This is a genomic window from Nocardia vinacea, assembly GCF_035920345.1.
In the GTDB taxonomy this organism is placed as follows: Bacteria; Actinomycetota; Actinomycetes; order Mycobacteriales; family Mycobacteriaceae; genus Nocardia; species Nocardia vinacea_A.
The window spans coordinates 2,221,025-2,243,376 of record NZ_CP109149.1 but is presented as its reverse complement, the minus strand read 5'-3'; the positions used below and the strand labels follow the sequence as shown (position 1 = coordinate 2,243,376).

General features: G+C 64.3%; 23 protein-coding genes and 1 pseudogene. 13 read left to right on the top strand and 11 right to left on the bottom strand.

The window, feature by feature from the left end; genetic code table 11:
* Nucleotides 1-2 precede the first annotated feature (2 nt).
* Nucleotides 3-413 carry a nitroreductase family deazaflavin-dependent oxidoreductase gene (locus tag OIE68_RS10545; RefSeq protein ID WP_327099194.1) on the bottom strand — a complete coding sequence of 137 codons (411 nt, stop codon included), beginning with the start codon at nt 411-413 and terminating at the stop codon, nt 3-5.
* A 131-nt stretch (nt 414-544) separates the two neighbouring features.
* On the opposite strand from OIE68_RS10545, the gene OIE68_RS10540 reads away from it, so the two are divergent.
* Complete coding sequence (locus OIE68_RS10540) at nt 545-943, top strand: hypothetical protein (RefSeq protein ID WP_327099193.1); 399 nt, start codon at nt 545-547, stop codon at nt 941-943.
* A gap of 203 nt (nt 944-1,146) precedes the next feature.
* Here OIE68_RS10540 and OIE68_RS10535 read toward each other — a convergent pair whose 3' ends face one another.
* The 7 genes from OIE68_RS10535 to OIE68_RS10505 form a co-directional block, all read right to left on the bottom strand.
* Nucleotides 1,147-1,584, bottom strand: a complete 438-nt coding sequence (locus tag OIE68_RS10535; protein WP_327099192.1) for a nuclear transport factor 2 family protein — start codon at nt 1,582-1,584, stop codon at nt 1,147-1,149.
* A gap of 94 nt (nt 1,585-1,678) precedes the next feature.
* The gene (gene murQ / locus OIE68_RS10530) at nt 1,679-2,575 is read right to left on the bottom strand and encodes an N-acetylmuramic acid 6-phosphate etherase (RefSeq protein WP_327099191.1); all 897 of its coding nucleotides are present in this window, start codon (nt 2,573-2,575) and stop codon (nt 1,679-1,681) included.
* Between the two features lie 16 nt (nt 2,576-2,591).
* Entirely contained in the window at nt 2,592-3,455 is an 864-nt protein-coding gene (locus OIE68_RS10525; protein ID WP_327099190.1) for a MurR/RpiR family transcriptional regulator, read from the bottom strand.
* A 3-nt stretch (nt 3,456-3,458) separates the two neighbouring features.
* The gene (locus OIE68_RS10520; RefSeq protein ID WP_327099189.1) at nt 3,459-4,619 is read right to left on the bottom strand and encodes an anhydro-N-acetylmuramic acid kinase; all 1,161 of its coding nucleotides are present in this window, start codon (nt 4,617-4,619) and stop codon (nt 3,459-3,461) included.
* Nucleotides 4,619-6,148, bottom strand: a complete 1,530-nt coding sequence (locus OIE68_RS10515; RefSeq protein ID WP_327099188.1) for a sodium:solute symporter — start codon at nt 6,146-6,148, stop codon at nt 4,619-4,621. The genes OIE68_RS10520 and OIE68_RS10515 overlap by 1 nt, the downstream gene beginning before the upstream one ends.
* Nucleotides 6,149-6,211: 63 nt before the next feature.
* On the bottom strand, nt 6,212-7,141 hold the full coding sequence (locus OIE68_RS10510) for an N-acetylglucosamine kinase (protein WP_327099187.1): 930 nt from the start codon (nt 7,139-7,141) through the stop codon (nt 6,212-6,214).
* Between the two features lie 97 nt (nt 7,142-7,238).
* Complete coding sequence (locus tag OIE68_RS10505; protein ID WP_327099186.1) at nt 7,239-7,898, bottom strand: RraA family protein; 660 nt, start codon at nt 7,896-7,898, stop codon at nt 7,239-7,241.
* Nucleotides 7,899-8,047: 149 nt separating this feature from the next.
* Here OIE68_RS10505 and OIE68_RS10500 point away from each other — a divergent pair, with 149 nt between their 5' ends.
* From OIE68_RS10500 to OIE68_RS10450, 11 genes and pseudogenes are all read left to right on the top strand, one after another.
* Nucleotides 8,048-8,695 (top strand): hypothetical protein, encoded by a 648-nt coding sequence (locus tag OIE68_RS10500; protein WP_327099185.1) that lies wholly within the window; start codon nt 8,048-8,050, stop codon nt 8,693-8,695.
* Between the two features lie 56 nt (nt 8,696-8,751).
* Entirely contained in the window at nt 8,752-9,159 is a 408-nt protein-coding gene (locus OIE68_RS10495) for a TIGR03668 family PPOX class F420-dependent oxidoreductase (protein ID WP_327101631.1), read from the top strand.
* 99 nt (nt 9,160-9,258) lie between these two features.
* Entirely contained in the window at nt 9,259-10,089 is an 831-nt protein-coding gene (locus OIE68_RS10490) for a mycofactocin-coupled SDR family oxidoreductase (RefSeq protein ID WP_327099184.1), read from the top strand.
* A gap of 189 nt (nt 10,090-10,278) precedes the next feature.
* On the top strand, nt 10,279-10,488 hold the full coding sequence (locus OIE68_RS10485; RefSeq protein ID WP_327099183.1) for a TOBE domain-containing protein: 210 nt from the start codon (nt 10,279-10,281) through the stop codon (nt 10,486-10,488).
* A 382-nt stretch (nt 10,489-10,870) separates the two neighbouring features.
* Nucleotides 10,871-13,222 carry an arylsulfatase gene (locus tag OIE68_RS10480; protein ID WP_327099182.1) on the top strand — a complete coding sequence of 784 codons (2,352 nt, stop codon included), beginning with the start codon at nt 10,871-10,873 and terminating at the stop codon, nt 13,220-13,222.
* 174 nt (nt 13,223-13,396) lie between these two features.
* Entirely contained in the window at nt 13,397-13,669 is a 273-nt protein-coding gene (locus OIE68_RS10475) for a formylglycine-generating enzyme family protein (RefSeq protein WP_327099181.1), read from the top strand.
* A gap of 698 nt (nt 13,670-14,367) precedes the next feature.
* Nucleotides 14,368-14,601, top strand: a pseudogene (locus tag OIE68_RS10470) (ArsR/SmtB family transcription factor); the annotation flags it as partial.
* A gap of 3 nt (nt 14,602-14,604) precedes the next feature.
* A complete protein-coding gene (locus OIE68_RS10465) occupies nt 14,605-14,934 on the top strand; it encodes a hypothetical protein (RefSeq protein ID WP_327102068.1) in 330 nt (109 codons plus the stop codon).
* 34 nt (nt 14,935-14,968) lie between these two features.
* Nucleotides 14,969-15,172: a hypothetical protein gene (locus tag OIE68_RS10460; RefSeq protein WP_327099180.1), complete on the top strand. Its 204-nt coding sequence runs from the start codon at nt 14,969-14,971 to the stop codon at nt 15,170-15,172.
* A gap of 32 nt (nt 15,173-15,204) precedes the next feature.
* Nucleotides 15,205-15,396 (top strand): hypothetical protein, encoded by a 192-nt coding sequence (locus OIE68_RS10455; RefSeq protein ID WP_327099179.1) that lies wholly within the window; start codon nt 15,205-15,207, stop codon nt 15,394-15,396.
* A 56-nt stretch (nt 15,397-15,452) separates the two neighbouring features.
* Entirely contained in the window at nt 15,453-16,499 is a 1,047-nt protein-coding gene (locus tag OIE68_RS10450; RefSeq protein WP_419150761.1) for a fatty acid desaturase family protein, read from the top strand.
* Here OIE68_RS10450 and OIE68_RS10445 read toward each other — a convergent pair.
* Complete coding sequence (locus OIE68_RS10445; protein ID WP_327099177.1) at nt 16,472-17,608, bottom strand: helix-turn-helix transcriptional regulator; 1,137 nt, start codon at nt 17,606-17,608, stop codon at nt 16,472-16,474. The two genes, OIE68_RS10450 and OIE68_RS10445, sit on opposite strands and share 28 nt — an antisense overlap.
* Before the next feature lie 277 nt (nt 17,609-17,885).
* Between OIE68_RS10445 and OIE68_RS10440 the strand changes: the two genes are divergently transcribed.
* Nucleotides 17,886-20,099 (top strand): glycoside hydrolase domain-containing protein, encoded by a 2,214-nt coding sequence (locus tag OIE68_RS10440; protein WP_327099176.1) that lies wholly within the window; start codon nt 17,886-17,888, stop codon nt 20,097-20,099.
* A 67-nt stretch (nt 20,100-20,166) separates the two neighbouring features.
* Here the strand turns inward: OIE68_RS10440 and OIE68_RS10435 are convergent, their stop codons facing one another.
* Together OIE68_RS10435 and OIE68_RS10430 are read right to left on the bottom strand one after the other, a co-directional pair.
* Nucleotides 20,167-20,583, bottom strand: coding sequence for a hypothetical protein (locus tag OIE68_RS10435; protein WP_327099175.1), 417 nt, complete (start codon nt 20,581-20,583; stop codon nt 20,167-20,169).
* Between the two features lie 170 nt (nt 20,584-20,753).
* Nucleotides 20,754-22,199 (bottom strand): M6 family metalloprotease domain-containing protein, encoded by a 1,446-nt coding sequence (locus tag OIE68_RS10430; protein WP_327099174.1) that lies wholly within the window; start codon nt 22,197-22,199, stop codon nt 20,754-20,756.
* Nucleotides 22,200-22,352 lie beyond the last annotated feature (153 nt).

The following is a 22,352-nucleotide window of genomic DNA, read 5'->3' as shown; positions in this document are numbered from 1 at the left end:
CGTCAGGCCACTTGGCGATACACCGCGACAACCGGAATCACCCGGGAAGTCTTCGCTTGGTACTCACCGAATCCCGGCATGATCTCGACCATCCGCGCATACAGTTGGTCGCGTTCGGCGCCGGTCACCTCTTCGGCCTTCGCCGGATAGCTCTCGGTGCCGAGCTCCACGGTGAATTCCGGATTCGCGCGCAGGTTGTGGTACCAGGCTGGATGCTTATCAGCACCGCCGTTCGAGGCGATGAGCACGATCCGCTCGCCGTCCGGGAGGTAAACCAGCGGGCTGGTGACCTGGCGGCCGGATTTGGCGCCCGTCGTCGTGATCAGCACCATCGACGCACCGTCGAACATCCCGCCGACCTTGCCCGCATTCGCGCGGAACTCATTGATCACCTGCGCATTGAAGTCGTTCACTGCACTCCCATCGGTTGTTTCCCGCACCAACCCACACAGTGCGCCGGAAATTCCGGCTGCTTCTTGCCGGACCAGCCGATGCGGAATACAGTACGAACGTACGGTTTGGTTGAATCGACTTGGAGCTGCCGATGTGGGATCCCAAGAAGTATCTGGCCTTCGATGACCACCGCTCGCGTCCATTCTTCGAACTTCTCGGTCGTATCGGGGCCGAGGATCCGCGCCGCGTCGTCGATCTCGGCTGCGGCCCAGGACATCTCACCGCTTCGCTGGCCGAGCGCTGGCCGGGAGCGGTTATCGACGCATGGGAAACGACCTACCTGCAACGCCTGTCGGGGGAGGATCCGGTACTCGAATGGGTCACCGGAACCGCCCTGCGTCCGGTGCGCAACGCACTCGACGACACCGCCTGGCAGGAGTTCACCGCACAGTTGGCGCCGCTCTTGCGTGCGGCCTATCCGCGCCAGCTCGACGGCACCACCTGGCTGCCGTTCCGACGGGTCTTCTCCGTGGCACACAAGACCGGCTGAGCGCCTGGTTATACTTCCCGGCTATGACTCAGGCGGCAATCCCTACTTCGGAGAGGTTTGCGATGGTTCCCAGCGTTCTTCCCTGTGCTTGCGGTCCGGACTGTCGGTGCGGTTGCCAGGATGGCGGCCGGTGCTCGTGCGGAGATAAATGCCAACACGAATGACCGATCGAGGCTCCCGAATCCGGGAGCCTCGATTCGTATTCAGGCAGTGCCCGGCGCGACGAACATGAAGCTCTTCTCCTCGACGCGCTGCTTGATCCGCCATCGGCCGTCGACGCGGGCGAAGGTATCCAGATACCAGAGCCCGCACAGCATCAGACTCTGCTGACCTTCGCCGGTCGAGACCAGCATCGGGTTGTGACACATGGTGCGCCCGGTGGCGCTGTCACCGTCGACGGTGATGGACGAATTGCTGATCAGATGTTGAAACGCAAGGAAGTTCGGCATCACGGTGGCGAGGAACTTCTTGGTGGATTCGAGATCACCGACCGCGCCGCCCATGGCCGAATAGTCGATATGCGCATCCGCGGTGAAAATCTCGTCGAGCAGATCCCACTGTTGGGTGTCGACCGCGTGTGAGTACCGGACCATGAGGTCCTCGATCTCCAGGCGGTCGGAAATCTCCTCCAGGGACAGCATGGCGCCTCCGAATTGCCGACACATCGTTCCACCGGGGCGCGGAACTGTGGGCCAGGGTAGCGGTTGGCCGCGTGGGGATTCGGCGAACGGAATATCAGTGACGCACGGCGTCGCGCACCTGTCCGTCCGCGTTGTGGAGCAGTGCGCGGGCCGCCGACGCGTCGACTCCGGCCAAGCGCATGACGATCGCGGTTTTCACGTGACCATCTGCTGCGCCCAGTAGTGCCGCGGCGGTGGCGGGGTCTACTCCGGTCGCCTCGGCGACGATGCGGCGCGCGCGGTCGACGAGTTTGGCATTGGTGGGCTTCACATCCACCATCAGATTGCCGTAGACCTTTCCCGCCCGCACCATGGCGGCGGTGGAGAGCATATTGCACACCATTTTCTGTGCTGTGCCCGCCTTCAACCGGGTGGAGCCGGTCAAAACCTCAGGGCCCGTTTCGACTTCGATGCCGACGTCGGCGTATGCGCTGGCTTCGGCATTGCGGTTGCACGAAATCGCGACCGTCGCGGCACCGACCGAGCGGCCATACCGCAGCGCACCGACGGCGTAGGGGGTTCGGCCGCTGGCGGCCAGTGCGACGACCACATCGTCGCCGGTGAGTGCGATGGTGGACAGGTCGGCGACGGCAAGCGCGGGATCGTCCTCGGCACCTTCGACGGCTCGCAGGAAGGCATCCGGTCCGCCCGCGATTATGCCGAGGACCTCGCCGGGATCGGTGCCGAAGGTCGGTGGGCATTCGACCGCGTCGAGCATCCCGAGGCGGCCGCTGGTGCCCGCGCCGACGTAGATCAATCGACCGCCGCGCCGCCGCGCCGCGACGATCAGCTCGACCGCCCGCGCGATCTCCGGAATCGCCTGCGCGACAGCGGAGGCCACACCGACATCCTCGGCGTTCATGGTGCGCAGCAACTCCTCGATCGGCATCGAATCCAGCGCGCTGGTGCGTGGATTCGACGCTTCGGTGGTCAGCGAACCGATTTCGGTCACCGCGACACCGGGTGATTCATTCGGCCTCCTTGGTTCGACGATCGGCTACCGCCTCGTAAGTGCGCCGCAGCGCCCTGGCTGCCGACGGCGTGCGTTGCAGGACGCCGACATACAGTGCGTCGACGATGAGGAGCTGACTCATGCGACTCGCCATGGCCGCGGAACGGAATCCGTCCTCGCGTCCGGCCACGAGCACCGTGTGCGCGGCGGCATTCGCGAGTCCGGATCGTGCTCCCGCGGTCACGGCGACCGTGGTCACGCCCGCGTCGGCGGCCCGGCGCACGGCCTCGACGATCGCGGCGGTTTCGCCCGAATGCGAGAACGCGACGGTTACATCACCGGCCTGGAGCAGGCTGGCCTGGACCAGTGCATCATCCTCGGATGTGCATGCGCCGCACCACATTCCGATGCGAGTCAGCTTCTGCGCCATATCCATCGCGACGAGTCCGGACGCGCCGATACCTACCAGGTGCACCCGTCGAGCGCCCACCAGTGCGTCGACGACGGCCTCCATGGTGGCCGGATCGGCGAGTTCGGCGGTCGCCATCATGCCCTCGGTTTCGAAGGCGGTGAGTTTGTGCAGCACCTTCGACAACGCGTCGTCGGCGTCGATATCGGTGGCGAATACGGGCGAGCCGTCCTCTCCGCCGACTGCGGCCATTGCGAGTCGCAGCTGCGGATAGCCTTCGTAGCCGAGGGTTTTCGCCAGCCGGACGATCGCGGAGGTGCTGGTCGCAGACCGGTCGGCGAGTTGGCTCACGGTGAGCTGTGCGGCGGCGGCCGGGTTGTGCCGGATCACCTGCGCGACACGAAGTGCGGTCGGGGTGAGTCGTGGCAGGGCCGCCAGCAGGCGAGTGCGTACGTCATCAGCCTCGGGCATGGTTCACCTCGCCACCGTGAGTCGCCGGGGTATGGCGGTCAGCGCACTGGGCAGCGCGAATCCGGCCGCACCCGGGGTGATCGAACCGAGCACCGCCGCGCGACTCGCTCCGGTACAGGCGGGTTGGCTACCCGCCAGACCGTGTGCGGTGAGGAATCCGAGCACCGCGAATGCGGTTGGCTCCTTCGCCGCCGACGGTAGGCCGAGTTCGTCGGACGTGCGCAACTTCGTGGTGCCGAGATGTGCGCCGAGCATTGCCATCAGGGTGGGATTGCGTGTCCCGCCGCCCGACGCGATGACCTCGGTCGGGCGCAGTGGTGCGAGGGCATCGGCGATAGTGCGGGCGGTCAGCGCGGTCACAGTGGCGACAATATCGTCGGAGGAGGCCGAACGGCCGTCCAACACGCGCGCCAAGTAGCTGCGGTTGAACAGCTCCTTCCCGGTGGTCTTGGGTCCCGGTGCGCGGTAATAGGGTTCCGCGAGAAGGGTTTCCAGCAGATCGGTGTCGATCTCGCCACGGGCGGCCCGTACTCCGGCGCGGTCGAAATGCTCGGCGCCGCCGGTGCACAGTTCGACAGCCGCATCGATGAGGGCGTTGCCTGGTCCGGTGTCGAAGGCGACCGGCTTGTCGCCGGTGACCGTGACATTCGCGATCCCGCCGATATTCAGCGCGGCCGCGCGTTCGGGACGCCCCGCCAGCCACAACAAGTCGAACAGTCCCACCAGCGGTGCGCCCTGCCCGCCCGCGGCGATATCGCGCGAACGAAAGTCGCTGACGACCGGCAACCCGGTGCGCTCGGCGATCCACGCAGGCTGCCCCAGCTGCAGCGTGCCTTTCACCGCGCCGTCGCTCACCCAGTGGTAGACGGTCTGTCCATGTGCGGCGACGAGATCAGCTGTGCCGCCGAAGAACTCGTGCTGTGCCGCATCAGCCGCAGCAGCGAAGGCTTGGCCGATCGTGGTATCCAGACGGCACACGGTGGCCATATCTATGGCACCGGGCGGCAAGGCGGCGATGAGTTCCGAACGCAGTTCATCCGAATACGGTCGGCTGAGCTGTCCGACGAGATGCACCTGAATCATCGTGTCCTGCAATTCGATATCGGCGCCGACGGCATCGATAGCATCGTGCGAGGTCCCCGACATCAACCCGATGACGCGCACTATGCCACCGCCGCAACGGGTTCCGGCTCATCCGGTGCGGACGCCGGATGGAACAGGCTCGCGATTCCGCCGACGATCAAGGTAACGAGCACGCCGATCGGCACCAACCACTGTGCCGCGATACCCTTTTCGACCACCTTCCCCGCAACGGTCACATCGATCTTGACCACCCGTACCACGAACGTCATCACGATCACCGTGGCGATGAAGGCGACGATCGCGTCGAACTGGTTGGCACGCGCGACCAGTCGCCCGAGCAGGAACGCACCGAGCAGCGCACCGTAGGTGTACCCCGCGATGGTTAGCGCCGTCAGGTACACATTGCCCGTCGTCGCGCTGAAACCCATCGCGAACAGCGCCATCAGCGCCGCCCACACCAGTGTCATCACGCGCGCCAGGCGCAGCAGCGTGTGATCGGCGAGCGTGCGCCGGGAGAAGCTGCGAATGATATCGGCGACCGTCGAATTGGCCATGGAATTCAACGCCGAGGACAGTGAACCCATTGCCGCGCCGAGGATTCCGGCGACCAGCAGTCCGGAGACCACCACCGGCAACCCGTGCAGAATGAAGTTGGGATACAGGCTGTCCGCGCTGGCCAATCCGAGTTCCTTGGCCGTCTTGCCGCCGTTGTAGGACCACAGCAGCACGCCGACCAGGGAGAATGCGGCGAACTGGATGGCCACGAAGATGCCCGAACCGATCATCGCCTTCTGGCTGTCGCGCAGCGACCGCGTCGCCAGAATGCGCTGCACGATCAGCTGATCCGAGCCGTGCGAGGCCATCGCGAAGATCGCGCCACCGATTATCGCGGTCGGGAGGGCGAAGGTGCTGGTGAGAATGTGCGCGAGACCGAAATCGGTATCGAAGACACGGAACTTGCCCGCATGCAACGCATCCGACCAGCCGGACGCGCCGACGTGGCCGGTGAGCACGCAGATCGCGATGAGCGCGCCGGTGAGGTAGAGGCCCATCTGTAGTGCATCGGTCCAGATCACCGCCTTGATGCCACCCAGGTACGTGTACACGACGGTGAGCAGCGTCAGCGCCACGATGATCGCGTCGTAGCCGAAGTCGAGTCCGAGTTCGCTGAGCAGCAATTTGATCGGAATGGCGGAGGCGAACAGTCGCACGCCCTCGGCGAGCAGCCGGGTGAACACGAAGGTCACCGCGGCCACGCCCTGCAGATAGCGACCGAAGCGCAGCTCGAGATACTGATATGCGCTGACGAACCCACCGCGCTTGTAGAGCGGGATCAGCACGATCGCCACGACCGTGCGTCCGATGATGTACCCGATGGCCAGTTCGACATTTCCGAAGGCCTGATCGGTGTACGCTCCGCCCGGAATCGAGATGACGGTGAGCACACTGGTTTCGGTGGCCACCACCGAGAAACACACCGTCCACCACGGCATTCGGCCCTCACCGACGAAATAGTCGCTGCTGGACTTCTGTTTTCCGGACAGCCGCAGCCCGATCCACGCGACGGTGACGAGATAGACGACGATGACGGCGAGATCGAGTGCGTTCAACGCAGCTCCCCGGTGACGCGATGGACTGAATGCAACTAAGTGTCAGATGTCGCGACGTCCCTGTCAATAAGTGTCAGAGATTCGAGTGACCAGCACTTCGAGCGCGGTGGTCGGGTCGAGAGCGAGTAGCGCGGCGCCGTCGATCGGGTCACCGAGCGAGTCGCGGCGATCGATCGCGTGCGCGATCTGGTTGTCGAGCGGGTCCAGGAGCGGTGCGCCGAGCTTGACCAGGCCGCCGGTGATCGCATAGGGGACCAGTGGGGGGATTCCGGATCGTTCGATCGCAGTGAGGACCGTGCGGGCGAGTGCACGTGCGGCGGCCGCCATGATCGCGGCCGCGGTATCGTCGACGGCAGCGGCAACGACGGGCGCGAATTCAGCGGCGACAAGGGCCGGATTATCGTGTTCGCCAAGGTATTTCGGCAATACATCCAATTCGATGCCGTAGTGTTCGCGGACCCTCTCGGTCAGGATGGTGCGTGGCCCGCGGCCGTCATGGGCACGTAGTGCGGCGCGCAGACCTTCGAGGCCGATCCAGCCGCCACTGCCCTCGTCGCCGAGTTGCGGTCCCCAGCCGTCGACCCGGGTGAACCGGCCCGCCCCGTCGACGGCCGTCGCGACGGCTCCGGTCCCGATTGCCAGCACGACTCCGGGCGATCCTCCCAGCGCCCCGGCGTGTGCGGTGACGGCGTCGGAAGTCACGGCGACCGCTGCCGCGCCGGGGACCTCGGCCAGCCTTCGGGCGAATGCTGCGGCCGCGGCCGGTGCCGATGCGGCACCCGCCGCGCCCACCGAGAGCGTGAACGTTGTTGGTAGCGAGGCGATCTGATCGATCACCGCGCGGATCGAGCGCTCCGCAGCAGTGACACCCGTACGGTGCGCCAGCCCCGGCGCACCCGGCGCTTCCGCATAGCCCAGCTGACGTCCGCCGACGCGCAGCGAACCGCGACAGCCGGTCTTGCCGAGATCGATCGCGAGGACATGGCTGACCATGGGAATATCTTTACCGTCCGTAGACTGGAGTTATGGACGTTCCGTCGACTCGCCGCGGTCCAGACTGAACCTACCTGGAGTGCAAGGCGTTTCGCGGTCAGGACAGAAACCGCAATGTCGAGGGTTCGCCGCGATTCAGGGCTGTGGTGTGCTCGGTGAGGTTGAGACCATCGCTGAGTGTCGATCCGGTATCGAGCAGCGCGACCAGTTCGGCCTCCGCGTCTTTGACCGCTGCCGCCGCATCGAGGAGCCAGTCGATGCGGTCGGGTTCGACGACGATGACGCCTTCCTCGTCGGCGAGGATCAGGTCACCCGGGTATACCTCGACGCCACCACAGGTCACCGGGATCTGCAGCTCACCGAGCTGTGCGGTGGTGCCTGCCATGGGCGTGACGAAGCGGCTGTACACCGGCAGCGCACAACCTCGGACATAGGCGATATCGCGATACCCGCCGTCGACGATGATGCCGCCGAGATTGCGCACCAGCGCGCCGCGCGCGAATAGTTCTCCGGCGAGCGCGATTTCGGCACCACCGCCATCGACAACGAGGACGTCGCCGGGCGCGGCGGTCTCGACGGCGCGCAGCACTGCGAGGAAGTCACCGCGACAGCGCACGGTGAAGGCGGGCCCGAAAATCCGCGGCTCGGCCGAACGCAGGCGAATCGCGCTGTCCAGCACCCGAATCGACTTATCGGCATCACAGATCGCCGTCGTATCGACGGCCCGGAATTTCTGGACGAGCTGGTCGGTCGGCATCGATGACGCCCCCTTCGTGACTCGAATGACGGGATCAGTTCGCATCGTACGGTCGGACAGCGTGCCGACCGATCGTGGCCATGCGATGAGCGGGGCGGTCGAGTTGATCTTGCCAGATATCCAGCAAACGATCGGCACACCATCATACGATGCATCAAGAATTCGGTTTGCCCTGCTGCGATGGCGTCCGGGAGGTCATGCGCGTGGAAGACAACCGATACCCGGCCGAGGCCGACGACGAAACGGCGCGCGAAATGCGCCGCAGAATCGCGCTGGCGCTGCCCGCACTGGGGCTGATGCTCCCCGTGGTCTGGAAGGGATCGAACGGTAACGCGGCCGAGCCGTCGACCGTCGAATTCCCGACCGTCCAAGACCGGTCCCCGGGTCCGGGCACCACCATTCACGGCATGGCCGACCTGAACTGGCAGCCCGCTCCCGGCGCACCACCGCAGAGCTTCGAAACCGCCGACGTGCTCGGTTCCTATCGAGCTCCCGGCTTCTACGCGAGCTATGCCCGCTGGCACCCCGGTTGGATGAGCGCACCGCACGCCTACACCTTCGACCGCCACGCGGTCATGCTCTCGGGCGTCTGGACCGTCGGCGCGGGCCCCACCATCGACCTGACCACCACTCTGCCCATGTACCCGGGTGAATTCGCCACGCGCACAGCGGGTACGCCACACTACGACGGCACCTTGCACGACAGCCCGGAGCCCGCGGTCTTCATCCTGTTCGGAATCGGCCCTGCCATACCGATACCCGTGGACCCCGCGCGGCCGCTGTTCGTCCGCATCTAGTCGCCGACCAGGTGAGAATGGGGCGTTGCCGATCGTAATGCGGAGGTGCGGTGCGACTGAATGCGAAAGTGGCGCGGGAACGGTTCATGGCAGAACCGGTAGCCCGACTCGCCACCGTATCCACAGACCTGCGTCCACACATCGTGCCGATCGTATTCGCGGTCCTCGACGACACCATCTACAGCGCCGTCGACGCGAAGCCCAAGACGACAACCGCCCTACGCCGCTTGGCGAATATCGCCGCGAACCCCGCCGTAGCCGTACTCGCCGACCGCTACAGCGACGACTGGACGCACCTGTGGTGGGCCAGGGCCGACGGCACCGCGCGAATCCCCGACGACCCTGAAGCCCAGCAGGCCCTGGACCTGCTGACCGCACGCTATCCCGTATACCGCACCCAGCCGCCACCCGGTCCGGTGCTAGCCGTCGACGTCACCCGCTGGTCGGGCTGGTCCGCGAGCTGACCCTCGCGGTGTGGAGCGCGGCCGTTGCAACTCCTATTTCGAATGCACGGGTGCTACGGATCGTGACAGCATGGGCTAACCAGTCGAAAGGGGACGTACGTGGGGCAGTTGGAGGGCAGGGTCGCGGTGATCACCGGCGGCGCTCGCGGTCAAGGGCGTTCGCATGCAATCACTTTGGCGGCCGAAGGCGCCGACATCGTGCTGTGTGACATCAGCGAAGCTATCGGCAGCGTGCCGTACCCGCTGAGTTCCGAAGACGATCTCGCCCAGACCGTCAAGCTCGTCGAGGAGACCGGGCGGCGTTGCGTCGCGGTGCAGGCCGATGTGCGTAGCCGCGCCGCGATGGGCGGGCTCGCCGAACGAGCCATCGCCGAGTTCGGTCGGATCGACATACTGCTCGCCAACGCGGGTATCGCCTCCGGCGCGGCCGTCGCCGAGATGGACGAGCAGATGTGGCAGGACATGATCGATGTCAATCTCACCGGCGTCTTCCACAGTTTCCGCGCGGTCTTGCCGCACATGATCGAACGCGGGTGGGGCAGAATCGTTGCCACCTCGTCCATCGTCGGCCGCATGGGAGCGGCGAACTCCGGCCACTACGCGGCAGCGAAATGGGGTGTCATCGGTTTGGTCAAATCGCTTGCCCACGAGGTAATTCCGCACGGCATCACCGTCAACGCGGTACTACCGGCCGGTGTGCGCACCGATATGATCATGAATCCGGCAATGTATTCGGCGATGGTGCCCGATATCGAGAATCCCACACTCGAGGATGTGGAGGCGATGTTCGCCGCCGGTCCGCCGAATGGTGATCTGATTGTGCCGCAAGAGGTTTCCCAAGCCATCCTGCTCTTGGTCGGCGAATCCGGGCGCCATTTCAACGGCGAAGCGATCACCATCTCCGGCGGCATGAGCGCGGGCACCACCTGAGGCTAGAACCCGACGGTGTTGAGAATCGCCAGTACGAACGGTGCCGCGACAATGTGCACCCGTCAGATGCCACCTCGGCGCAGAATTCGCGTCGGCACAACCGGTGGCATTTGCGCGGGCAAACGCTACCCCGTGCGGCGTGGACGAACATCCGATGAATCGGTGCCTGCACTGCGTAGGATCACCGACATGCGACTATCCACACGAAACCAACTCGTTGGAACAGTCGTCTCGGTCACCCGCGGCGAAGCGATGGCCGTCGTCCGCGTCCGGCTGGCCGGCGGCGACGAAATCACGTCCTCCATCACCCGCGACGCCGCCGACGACCTCGAGCTCAGCGACGGCTCCCGCGTCACCGTCCTCATCAAATCAACCGAAGTCGCCCTCGGCGTCGACTGAACCTCAGATCTTCAGCAATCCGAATCCGAGGTCGGCGCTCGCAATCATCGGCTGGACGCCGCCGGTGACCACGTACGAACTCAACCTGTTCCGAACTCGGTCGCCCCTGCCGCCGAACTCGTGACACATCGCGGTGGGTCGCCGTACTCTCTGTACGGAAGGCGTTGATCAGCAAACTTCCCGACAACATGTCCGGGAGAGCACGACCACCACACGTCGAATCGAATATCCGAGCCCGTCTCCGCGGTATCGCCGGAGCTGGGAATGTGCATCCCAACACGACAGCCGCACCGGTCGGCGTTCGCGCGTGTACTCGGCATGAGGTCCGGAGCCCGGACCAGGACGAATGGCAAACGAACAGCTCTCGTACCGGAGGTGGATGATGGCCAGGAAGTTCGAAGGAGAGGTCGCGCTGGATATCCGTGATTCGGTCCCCGATTGGGGGCCTTACGCGGAACCGACGGCGCCGCGGGGCGCGCCGAATGTGCTGTATCTGGTGTGGGACGACATCGGGATCGGTACCTGGGACTGCTACGGCGGTCTGGTCGAGATGCCGAACATGAAGCGAATCGCCGATCGCGGTGTGCAGTTCACGCAGTTCCACACCACCGCCCTGTGTTCGCCCACCCGTGCCTCCTTGATGACCGGCCGAAATGCGACCTCGGTCGGCATGGCGACCATCGAGGAGTTCACCGATGGGTTCCCGAGTATGTGTGGCCGCATACCGGCCGAAACCGCGCTGTGCTCGGAGGTCCTCGCCGAGCGCGGGTGGAACACGTACGCGGTCGGCAAATGGCATATGACACCACTGGAAGAGGAGAATCTGGCCGCGTCCAAGCGGCATTGGCCGCTGGGGCGTGGGTTCGAGCGGTTCTACGGTTTCCTCGGTGGCGAGGCTGACCAGTGGTATCCGAATCTGGTGTACGACAATCACCCGATCTCACAGCCGTACGCACCGGAAGACGGATATCACCTGTCGAAGGATCTGGCCGACAAGGCGATCGAGTTCATCCGCGACTCGAAAGTGGTCGCCCCCGATAAGCCGTGGTTCACCTACCTGTGCCCGGGATGCGGGCATGCGCCGCACCATGTGCCGCGGGAGTGGGCCGACAAGTACCGCGGCCGCTTCGACATGGGCTATGAGAAGTATCGCGAGATCGTGCTGGAGAACCAGAAGCGCATGGGTCTGGTGCCGGAGAATACCGAACTGTCGCCGATGAACCCGTATGCGAATGTCACCAGTGCCGACGGCAAGCCGTGGCCGATGCTGGACACGGTGCGAGCGTGGGATTCGCTGTCGGAGGACGAGAAGCGGCTGTTCCGACGGCAGGCGGAGGTGTTCGCCGGATTCCTGTCCTACACCGACGCCCAGATCGGCCGACTGCTGGACTATCTCGAAGAAAGCGGCCAACTGGACAACACCATCATCGTCGCCTTCTCCGACAACGGTGCCAGCGGCGAGGGTGGTCCGAACGGCACCGCCAACGAAATGAAGTTCTTCAACGGCTACATCGACACGGTCGAGGACAGTCTGACCAAGCTCGACGAGCTGGGTTCGCCGACCACCTACAGCCACTACAGCATCGGGTGGGCGATGGCGTTCAACACCCCGTACAAGCTGTACAAGCGATATGCCTCGCACGAAGGCGGCATCGCCGACCCGTGCCTCATGTCGTGGCCCGCCGGGGTGGCCGCCCGCGGCGAGGTGCGCCACCAGTACCTCAACGTCTGCGATATCACCCCGACCGTCTACGACCTGCTCGGCATCACACCCCCGGACACTGTCAAGCACGTGGAGCAGCGTCCCTTGGAAGGGATCAGTTTCCGTGCGCTGTTCGATGACGCGAACGCGGACGTCGGCAAGCACACGCAGTTCTATTCGATGCTCGGCACGCGCGGGATCTGGCATCGCGGGTGGTTCGCCGACACCGTTCACGCGGCATGCCCGTCCGGCTGGGGGCATTTCGACCAGGACCGCTGGGAACTGTTCCATATCGAGCAGGACCGCAGCCAGATGCACGACCTGGCCGAGGTTCATCCCGAGAAGCTGGAGGAGCTGAAGGCGCTGTGGTTCTCGGAGGCCGAGAAATACAGCGGCTTGCCGCTCAACGATCTCGACGTCGTCTCCATGATGACCCGCTACCGCCCGACCTACGGCGCGAAGCGGGACAGTGCCGTTTACTACCCGGGCGTCGCGGACGTGGGACCCGGTGCGGCGCTGGAGATTCAGGGACGGTCGTTCGCGCTGCTCGCAGAGACGACGATCGACAGTGCCGATGCCGAGGGAGTGCTGTTCGCCCACGGCGGCCGACTCGGTGGACACACCCTGTACGTCAAGGACGGCCACCTTTGTTACACCTACAACTTCCTCGGCGAGGAAGAGCAGACCATCGTTTCCGATCGGACGGTACCGCTGGGCGACCATATCCTCGGGCTACGGTACGAACGCCGCGGCACCCGCCCCGACAACTTCACACCCACCGGTGATGCCGTCCTGTATATCGATGAGAACCCGGTCGGCTCACTGGAGGACATGCGGACCCAGCCCATCGTGTTCTCCGGCGTCGGGGAAGGAATCCGCGTCGGCCGCGACAGCGGTCAATCCGTATCCGCGAGCTACCGCTCACCGTTCCCGTTCACCGGTGGAACCATGCACCAGGTCATCGAGGACGTGAGCGGCAAGCCCTACCAGGACCTGGAAATGGCGGCGGCGGCGGCATTTTCGCGCGATTGAGGCGGGATTCCGTGGTTACCGTGATCCGCGACGTTCGAACCCACCGGCCGTCGGATGGCCAACATTTGGGTCGGCGCATTTCCGTGGCAATTCCACCCCGGCCGAGGGCAGACCGGGACACCCGGCACCACGACGGTCGGCACCTATTCACCGAACGGCTAGGGTCTGCACGACATGACCGGCAACGTGTGGGAGTGGACCGTGGACTACTTCCGCGCTCAGCGTCCCACACCGACCTGCTGTGCCCCACGCAACCCGCACGTGGACACCCCCGAACCAACAGCGCCGCAACGCTTTCCACGCCGCGTGATCAAGGGCGGATCGTATCTGTGCGCGGCCGACTACTGCCTTCGGTACCGGCCCGCAGCCCGACAGGGGCAGACCGAGGACACCGTTACCTGCCATCTCGGCTTCCGGTGCGTCGCGCGCGACGCACCGGAAGCGTGAAATTGTGTCCTCGACCGGCTAGCTCAATTCGAGGGAGCCGATGAACTCAGATGCACCAGATGACACTGCCGAGATTGATACACCACACGGCCGATCCGAACAACACGGGTGTGCCGGACGGGGCGGAGGACGACGGAGATGGAGATGGAGTCGTGTCGGCAGAAGCCGCGGGAGCTGCGAGGACGAGCAAGGGCAAGGCCATAGCAGTCACGGCGGCGGTCTTGAATATTTTTTTAGACATTTTGCATCCTTCAATTAAATGCTGAATCAAGAAATTTGTTAACGACACCTCCGTGGCCGCCCTGTTGGGCTGATGCGCGCCCGTGGTCTGGTTAGACGTGGGGCCGCTGGATTCGGTGATGTCGGCCAGGACCAAGCTTTGTGACGTCCGCGTGCTCGGCCACGTTGCCGAATCGCTGGATTTTGTTGTGAATGTGTCACCTGCCGAATCGGCTACTGTTATCCGATTCGTTGCTCGGTGAAGCGCACGTGATTTACCCCCGACCGGAGTGCGTACTCCGGCTGGCCGATAGCTGCACTATCGACCGAACCGGACAGGACACCTCCTGGTACCACGGAAAGGCGTCGACAACAGCTTACCGCTGGCTATCCGACGAACGGCCGGAACGAGAACATTTAGAAGATAACTATCCTGTTAATGGCCGGTCAGGCGAAACTTCGTACGCCCGTCGGCTGTCTCCGGTCCGACCTATCCGTCGGAGTTGGCCGACCGGATCGGGGTTTCGCAGCAGGACCTGTCCAACCATCTGGCCTGTCTGCACGGCTGCGGCCTGGTCGTGGCCGGTCCCCGAGAGTCAACGCAGCCGCTACGAACTGGCTGATCGCCGCATCCGACACGCCCTCGACGATCTCCTCGGCCTGGTCTCGCGGTAGATCCGGCCTGCTGCCCAGCCGCCGACGAGGAGTGCTGCCTGATGTCGCAGTCGTTGGGCATGCCGCCTGTTCCGTCTGTGGTGTCGCGGCGGATCCGCTGGTTCGTCGCCGCGACCATCTCCGACAACGTGATCGAGGCGGGCATCGCCCTCACCGAGGACGCCCGTGTCTCCTCGACCGCGCTGATCGGACTCGGACTGAAAATTTTGGACCTCTCCCGCCGCGAACTCGTGGCAAGCAACGCGGATGACTATATCCGTGCCCTCATGCATTGCATTTCAGTGACGATACGGGCAGCCCGTTCTGGCTGCGGCATGCGAAGACACTCGATTTCGATCCGCTCTCCGATGTGCGAACCTTCAGCGATCTGAGCCTTTTCCCAATGTCGTCAACGAATTCCGCGCGGTGCCCGTCGAGGATATGATTCCGCGCGGGCTGACCAATGCGAATCGAGTCATCGCCGGGATCTACGAAAGTGGCGGCACCACCGGCGATCCGAAGCGTTTCGTGATGTTCGACCGGTGGATGGAATTCGCACTGAGCTGGGACGAGCACCACTGCACCGGAATTGGCGACGCGAATGTGCTCGCGGTGCCGCCGGGTGGGTAGCATATGTTCGGAGAGTTCGCCGAGCGCCGGGCATGCAGGCACAACGGATCACCAACCGGTACCTCGGCGACAACCCGACCACCTGGCTGCGCCCAGGCGTACCCCACGACAGCTACCTCGCCGAATTCCTGATGCGCAGCAACGATCCGTTCCGGAGTTCGAATGCCACATCGACCCCGAGCGTTCGGGCTGTGTTGGGGCTGTTGTTCGGTTCACACCGCTAGGTTTGTAGATATCCTTTGCAGCCGGTGATTTATCGATTGGGGCCCAACGCGTGACATTGACCGAATCCGACCCGCGTGTCGAGCCCGACCGGGGCAGCGACTACGCCAGGCTGTCTCGCCGAGTGCGACAAGCGGGACTGCTGAACCGGCGGCTGCGGTACTACGGCTGGCGGATCGCGGTCACGGCGGCGGCGTTGGCTGCGGGGTGGACGGCGTTCGCGCTCATCGGCGACTCGTGGTGGCAGCTGGGCACTGCGGTGTTTCTGGCCGTGATCTTCGCTCAATTCGCCTTCCTCGGCCACGACGCCGGGCATCAGCAGATCTTTCGCACCCGGCGCGCCAACCAGCAGCTCGGCATGATCTGCGGAAATCTCGGCATCGGGTTGAGCATCGGCTGGTGGGTCGGCAATCACAATCGGCACCACGCGAACCCCAACACCGAGGGCGCCGACCCGGACATAATGGGCGTGCTGGCGCATTCCAGTGTGCGGGCAGCCGCCAGCCATGGCATCCGGCGGCTGATTTTCCGATACCAGGCATGGCTGTTTTTTCCGATGCTGTTCCTCGAGGCGGGCAGCCTGCACACCGCCAGTGTTCGAGCCCTTGCGCGGCGGTCGACGCCGTACTGGCGCCGGGAGGCCGCGCTGCTGGGCGCCCACGCGGCCTTGTATCTGTCCGCGGTGTTCCTTGTGCTGTCCCCGGCCAAGGCCATTGCCTTCCTCGTGGTGCAGCAAGGCCTGTTCGGGTTCTACATGGGGTGCACCTTCGCACCCAACCACAAGGGGATGGCCGTACTGCCGACTCCCGGTTCAACCGACTTCCTGCGCCGCCAAGTGCTCACTTCCCGGAATGTCCACGGCGGGCGGCTGACCGATGCCGCCCTCGGCGGCCTGAACTACCAGATCGAACACCACCTGTTCCCATCCATGCCCCGGCCCAACCTGCGCCGAGCCCAACCGCTGGTCGCCGCATTCTGCGCTGAAATCGGTGTTCCCTATTGCCAGACCAGCCTTCTGGGCTCATACACCCAAGCGCTGCGTCACCTGCACACTGTCGGTCGGTCCGCCAGCGCGGCCTACTCCTCGCGGAATTCGACGAACTGACCGGTTCCGGACAGCACAGCAGTCAGCACCCGAACCAGTTCGGCCTGTCGATGTGTACCGGTCTTCTCGAAGACGCGTTGCAGATGCGTGCGCACGGTGTTCGCCGATACCGCCAGTTCTTCCGCGATCGACCGCAGGCCTTCGCCGCGTAATGCCGCCGCCGCGACGCGCGCTTCGGCTGCGGTCAACCCGTACAGTTGCCGCAGTACCTTCGGTCCTTCCGGAATTTCGTGATCCGGGTCGACGATGACGACGAGCGCCGCCGATGTGTACTCCTCCGGGCAGCCGATCTTCGGATCCAGCGGTAACACCAGTAGTGCGTACGAGCTGCGACCGCTGTCCCGGGGAATGAGGGTGCGCCCGCCGACGTAGGGCCCATACTTGCGGACTGCCGAATCGATGATCGCGCGCATCCCGACTGCTGTTCGGCTGTCGGATGATTCGAGGTGCCCGCGGCGTCCTATACCGAGGCCGTCTCGCGATTCCAGGATCGACAATGCCGCTGGGTTCGCGTAACTGATAGCGCCGCAACTGGACACGATCACCAGCCCGTTGCGATGCGCGTCGAGCACGGCGATTGCCAGGCCGTATTCGTTACGGGCGTCCGTCAAACAGGACTGCACGTTCAGCGCGTGCCGAAGATGCGGGAGCAGCAAGCGCATCGTCGACGTCGCCTGTGATCGGTCGAGATTGCGGCTCCCATCGGGATACACCCCGATCCAGGATGTGCTGGCGCCACCGGTGAGGAGCATGAGTATCCCGTTGCCCAGCCGGTGTGGCACCATCCAGTCGCAGAAGAACGGATGCCGGTGCAGGTAGTCCGGCCCCAGCAGCTCTTCGCATGTCGTAATGACACCGGCGGGTTCATGTTCGAGCGCATTCGCGATCGGATCGATACGCCAGAATCGGGTGTTGTAGCTGTGGCGTAGATCGTCCGCGCCGAGTGAACAGGCGGTCATCCGCCGGCTACCCGATGCCGAGACGACCAAGCCGCCGCGGTGCGCGCCCAATTCGGTGACGATATCGTGCACCGCCTGCGGCCAGTCAGCCGGATGCAGCGCCGCGCGGTTGATTCGCGCGACGATCGCGGAGAACCTCTCGATTGTCATCGGCATATGAAATGACCTGCGACACAAGAGAAACGGCAATCATCCTGGGGTGGATCATAGGTCTTGGGGAGATGCTTCACACGAGTAGTCCGGCACTCGATTCTATTCTCCCGAATGTCGTCGACGGGGACCGCTTTTTCATCGGTTTGGATGACGAATCGCGCCGCGAGCCCTGCTCTACTCGGTTGGGCAACTGCTTCGCAGCCGGTCGGCTACGACTTCTCGGAGGGGGCATCGTGATCGAGGCATTCCACAACCGGAACCGTGTGGAGCCGACATGACCAGGTACTGGCCCTTGGCGCGTGGCCGCATCGTCACCTCCCGATTCGGTCGCCGCGACAACGGGTTCCACTGGGGTGTCGATCTCGGCTGGCCGGGCGGCAGCGGCGGATTACCCGTCTACGCGGTCCAAGCCGGCACGGTGGTATTCGCGGGTCCGGCCTCCGGGTTCGGCGGACCCGACCCGGCCGGCTGGGTCGTCCTGGACCATCCCGCCGAAGACGGCGGCGGCGCAACCGTGTACGGACACGTGATTCGCGAAGTCGCGGTCGGTGACCGGGTCGTAGCGGGGCAGCGGATCGCCCGCATCAACCCCGATTCCGCATCCAACGGCGGCGTCGCCCCGCACCTGCACCTCGAGTGGCATCGGCATGTCTGGGTGCCACCCGGATCGGACCGGCTCGACCCGCTGCCGCTGCTGGCCGAAGCCGCAGACCCGCCTCTCTCGACCAATGGAGCTCCCCGCATGTCCACCGCAGTTGATTTCGCCGCGCGTTTCATCGATCCCGACGCCATCAAGGCAGCCGGACACAGTGCTGTCCTGGTCTACGTGTCGCCGAGCAGACCCGGAGCCAGTTTCGGCGCCAAGCCGGTGACCAGGGAATATGCCGATAGTGTGCGGGCTACCGGACTGGACATCGTTTCGATATGGCAGTACGGCAAGCCCGGTAATGCCCAGGCACCCTCGGACTGGACCACAGGCTACGACGGCGGACATCGGATGGGCCTGCAGGCCAGGGAAATCCACACCGCCGCCGGCGGACACGACCGGTGCCCGATCTTCTTCGCGGTGGACGAGGACATTTCGCTGGACCAATGGAACGACCAGGCGGTCAACTTTTTTCGTGGCGTCAACGACGCGATCGGGCGGGAGTGGACCGGAGTTTACGGCTCGTCCAAGGTATGCGCCTGGGCCATCCAAGACGGTGTAGTCGGCCGGACTTCCGAAGGCCGGTTCTGGGCCTGGCAGACGCGCGCGTGGTCCGGCAATCGGCTCGACACACCCGAGGCCGTCCTCTATCAGCGCGTCATTGATACCGCATCCAATCCTGGCCCCGTCATCGACGGTAGCTCGGTCGACGTCAACGACATCTTGGCTACCGACTTCGGGCAGTGGTCCATCCAACGCATTCAGGCACAAGGAGAACACACCGTGAACGCCCCCTTTTTCACCGAACTCGACAGAATGGGAAACTCCCGGTCGGAGCGTTGGGGAGCTCGCATCACCAACTTCTTGCTGCACACCGAGGAAGGCAACAGCACAGCCGAATCTCTGGCGGCGTATCTCAACAACACGGCCAATGGCGTCTCTTATCACTACACGCTCGAGAATGCGATCGTCTGCGATGTCGTCGACACGGATTACGCGTCGTGGTCGGTCCTGGATGCCAACGCGCAGACGATCAATCTCTGCTTCGCGGGCAGCCGGGCGTCATGGTCGAGGGACCAATGGATGGCCATCGACGAAGACCTCCGGATAGCCGCCTGGCTGGCTGTTCAGGACGCGAAGAAGTACGGCTTCGCCACCGATGTCATCGCTCCGCCGTATACGCGGCGCGACGGCATCTCCGACCATAAATATGTGACGGAGTGCCTGGGGATCGGCACCCATACCGACGTCGGCCCGAACTTCCCGTGGGACGTCTTCGAAAGCCACGTCCGAGAGTTCTCCGGTGCCGCGCCGGCCGGAGAAATCGATGCGAAGGCGGCGGCTTCACCGTGGCTGGGTCCGCGGCTCGGTACCAACGGCGAAATGAAGACAGCCGACGGCGTCGGTCGATTCGCTCAATTCAAGAATGGATACATCTACTGGCATCCCTCCACCGGGGCACATCCGATCCCGTCGTCGTTGTTCGACAAGTTTGCCGAAACTGGTTGGGAAGCAGGGCCTTTGGGGTACCCGATCACCGACAATGCAGTACTGCGCGATCCGAAGGACGTGGAATGGGGTGAGGTGGAGGGCTTCCAGAACGGGGCGCTCTACCACCGCAACGGCCGACCGGTGTACTGGGTGCACGGCGAAATCCGTGACCGATGGAATCGGAGCGGATTCGAGAACGGGCCCCTCGGCTGGCCGACATCCGACGAAATCCTCTTCGACACCGGGACCTACCAGGAGTTCGAAAACGGCCGGATCTACTGGACACCGAAACAGACCCTCGCCCTTCGGTCGGTCAACGGAAATGAAGAGCCGTTGCCCGATGGTCCCTGAGACGTTCGGATTCCATCCATCGACCGGACCGGTAATCGCCGAAAGCGGTTACCGGTCCCGGCTGGGCTCAAAGAGCCGTGAACGTACCGAGCCCCGAGGAAATGTTGATGGCGAGGCCGCCGGCGGTGGCCAGTGCGACGATCTGCCCTGCTCCGGTGAACACCGGCACCGGCGCAGGGGCGCAGGCGCAGGGCTGCTGCGCCGTTTCCCGATCTGCCACGTCGACCACGCCGACTGCTCCGGTCGTGAGGTTCGACCACTGGATCCGGGCGTGGGAGTCGAGAAGGGCGCTACCGCCGAAGGGACCGGGATTGGCCACACCGAAGGTGGTGACTCCGGGTTGGTCGCCGACTGTCGCCGTCAAGTAGATGTTGAATTGCATTGGAATACCCCATGATTGGGAAATTTTCACGAGCGGGAGCTGGAACGTGGTCGTCTCCGCGGCGCTGGCGACGGTGTGCTGCCCCAGCACCAGCGCACTCACGATTGCACCGACGAAACCCAGCTTGGCACTCACGCCGGTAGCCCGGCGAACCCCGTTGTTCGTCACTAGCCCTCCTCACAGTTGATTCCGGCCTGCATCGATGCGTGCGACGCGATGACATGATCGCACGGCATAGACTCGCCCAGAGTCTGGGAGGACCGTTTGCACGTTCAGGTCATGGTGACGTCGATGGCCATCCGGTCGTCGCCAGGTGTGCCCTTGACGGCGATCGTGATGCCGGACCACTTTCCGCCGGGCATGTTGAGGGCGGGGGTGGTGGTCTTGCCGAGGTTCGTGTTGTCACCGAAGGGATACAGGTCGTTGGCGTCTCCGCGGTTCCCACCGCGGAATATGGCGGCGAGGTCCCGTTTGCCGTCGGCTTGCATCAACTCGATGGCGAGCGCGTCCTCGTCGTTGACGTCGGCGATGTCTTCATCGACCACGTAGATCGCGACACCTTGGTCGGGCAGGAATGCGTCCTGGCCGGTCTTCCGCCGGTATTCCACGGCAATGTACTGACTTTCGCGGCGCATCCGTTCGGCGTTCCGGATGAAAACCATGCCGCCGCCTTGCGCGGCAGGTTCGAGCGTGATGTTCTTCGTCGTCTTGGTGACGACGCGAGGCCGGAACCAACCGTGGAACGCGCGGAGCATGCCGTTGGGAAAGACCGGGGTTATGCCATGGTTGCCCCAGCTACCGCCGGCCATCAGGCAGTAGTCGCCGAGGCCTGCCGACTGGAAGTTCGCGGACTGGGTGGTGTCGTAGTAGTCGGCCCAGCGGGCGGCGAGGTGGCCCCATTCGTGGGCGCAGACGCCCATATTGCAGTCCTCGGGCACGGTGAGAAATGTCGTGACGGAGAGATGGGTCTTCACCTTTTCACCGTTGCCCGGGATCGCCCATTTCAGGCTCCAGATATCGTCGACCGATCTGGTCTCTTCGGCGCCGCGCCCGGCGTGGACGATGAACAGCGCGGTGACGATCTTCTCGCCGAGTACGTCATAGGGACCGAAGTCGACCCCTTCGGCAAGGGCTGCCTTGACGGCGTCACGGGCCATGCCTGCCGAGTTGCGCGGGAAGCTGTTACCGGTTCCGGAGTTGCCGTCGGTGTAGAACGACAGGGGATGCGGCATCCGGAACCAGCCGTGTACGGCGCCCTGGATGTCGATACCGGTATCCGCCGCCGCGTCGAAGCCGCTGACCTTGCGGTAGAAGTCGCGCATGCTCCCGGACGGGAAGGTGTCTTCGCTGAACAGCATTGCGTCGTAGTAGCCCGTGCCGTGCACAGGATCGTGCGGTTTGTCGGGAAAATCGACGAGCAGCACGATCGTCTGAATTACTCCTTTGAGCTGCACGTCGGGCCGGGTGATCAGCTCCTTGCCTTTGCCCGGTTCGAGCCGGGTCGCGCCGTCGTCGAGACCGACGAGATTTTCGCCGCGTCGACCGGACCGCCAGTATTCGTAGTACTGCTCGAAGGTCATCGTCGCGGGTAGCCGACTCGCGTTCAGGAGTTCGAGATAGTGCAGGTACAGCTGGCTGAACGCTTGTGGGGACAGCGGCACCAGACACGGTGTGGCATCGCATGTGTGGCGTGGGAGCGGGGACAGAGTGATTCTCATGATTGTGGCCTTGCGTCTGTAGACAAATGCTGTGGTCCGCGGCAATGTTCCCCGACGACGCGGATGGGCTCCTCGGATGAATACCGGAGCGGGTTCGAGCGTGCGCCATCCGTGCGAATGCGTCACGAGTGGTCAACTACTTGTCTCCGTCCT

Bases quoted from the DNA above. Each gene is read 5' to 3' on its own strand.
- OIE68_RS10430 (WP_327099174.1), bottom strand. From the start codon at position 22,199: ATGAGAATCACTCTGTCCCCGCTCCCACGCCACACATGCGATGCCACA.
- OIE68_RS10500 (WP_327099185.1), top strand. From the start codon at position 8,048: ATGCATCAAGAATTCGGTTTGCCCTGCTGCGATGGCGTCCGGGAGGTC.
- OIE68_RS10485 (WP_327099183.1), top strand. From the start codon at position 10,279: ATGCGACTATCCACACGAAACCAACTCGTTGGAACAGTCGTCTCGGTC.
- OIE68_RS10465 (WP_327102068.1), top strand. From the start codon at position 14,605: ATGTCGCAGTCGTTGGGCATGCCGCCTGTTCCGTCTGTGGTGTCGCGG.
- OIE68_RS10525 (WP_327099190.1), bottom strand. From the start codon at position 3,455: ATGCCCGAGGCTGATGACGTACGCACTCGCCTGCTGGCGGCCCTGCCA.
- OIE68_RS10535 (WP_327099192.1), bottom strand. From the start codon at position 1,584: ATGCTGTCCCTGGAGGAGATTTCCGACCGCCTGGAGATCGAGGACCTC.
- OIE68_RS10455 (WP_327099179.1), top strand. From the start codon at position 15,205: ATGCAGGCACAACGGATCACCAACCGGTACCTCGGCGACAACCCGACC.
- OIE68_RS10475 (WP_327099181.1), top strand. From the start codon at position 13,397: ATGACCGGCAACGTGTGGGAGTGGACCGTGGACTACTTCCGCGCTCAG.
- OIE68_RS10445 (WP_327099177.1), bottom strand. From the start codon at position 17,608: ATGACAATCGAGAGGTTCTCCGCGATCGTCGCGCGAATCAACCGCGCG.
- OIE68_RS10540 (WP_327099193.1), top strand. From the start codon at position 545: ATGTGGGATCCCAAGAAGTATCTGGCCTTCGATGACCACCGCTCGCGT.
- OIE68_RS10505 (WP_327099186.1), bottom strand. From the start codon at position 7,898: ATGCCGACCGACCAGCTCGTCCAGAAATTCCGGGCCGTCGATACGACG.
- OIE68_RS10440 (WP_327099176.1), top strand. From the start codon at position 17,886: ATGACCAGGTACTGGCCCTTGGCGCGTGGCCGCATCGTCACCTCCCGA.
- OIE68_RS10510 (WP_327099187.1), bottom strand. From the start codon at position 7,141: ATGGTCAGCCATGTCCTCGCGATCGATCTCGGCAAGACCGGCTGTCGC.
- OIE68_RS10480 (WP_327099182.1), top strand. From the start codon at position 10,871: ATGGCCAGGAAGTTCGAAGGAGAGGTCGCGCTGGATATCCGTGATTCG.